The 419-nt window shown below is 39.9% G+C and carries 1 protein-coding gene; it reads left to right on the top strand.

Annotated features, from left to right (window positions below; translation table 11 throughout):
- A partial coding sequence (locus Q0791_RS25085) for a hypothetical protein (RefSeq protein WP_299011973.1) occupies nucleotides 1-419 on the top strand: 419 nt, incomplete at both ends.

The following is a 419-nucleotide window of genomic DNA, read 5'->3' as shown; positions in this document are numbered from 1 at the left end:
AAAGATTTTTTTCATTTTTTCGCTAATCCGGAAGAAATTACGGTTGTCAAAACCTGGGTCGATAAGGTGATTATTAATCGCTCTGTGAATACGGGTATGCTTGATACTGGGAGATTATTTCAGGCGGCAAGGGAAGATATTGCAAGCATTGATAGTGCTGATTCTGTAAGTTATTTTGGCAGTAACATTGCAGAGGCCATCAATGAGATGACCAATGAGGAGGCAAAAAAGCAAATACGCACACAACAGGAAGACTTAAGCCGAGTGATACTGACTTCTTTTCCTGTTGAGCGCCCCTTTATTGATTTTATGTTCAAAAAAAGAACCGCTCTGAGTATCGATTCCTTTTCAGATACCGCCGTTACCCCTTTCTATTTATTACTGGATTACGCTTACAGCATGCTTATTCACTCCTTTGT

This window comes from uncultured Shewanella sp. (assembly GCF_947495455.1).
Classification (GTDB): Bacteria; Pseudomonadota; Gammaproteobacteria; order Enterobacterales; family Shewanellaceae; genus Shewanella.
The sequence above is the reverse complement of the archived record's forward strand: the minus strand, read 5'-3'. Positions and strand labels throughout refer to the sequence as shown.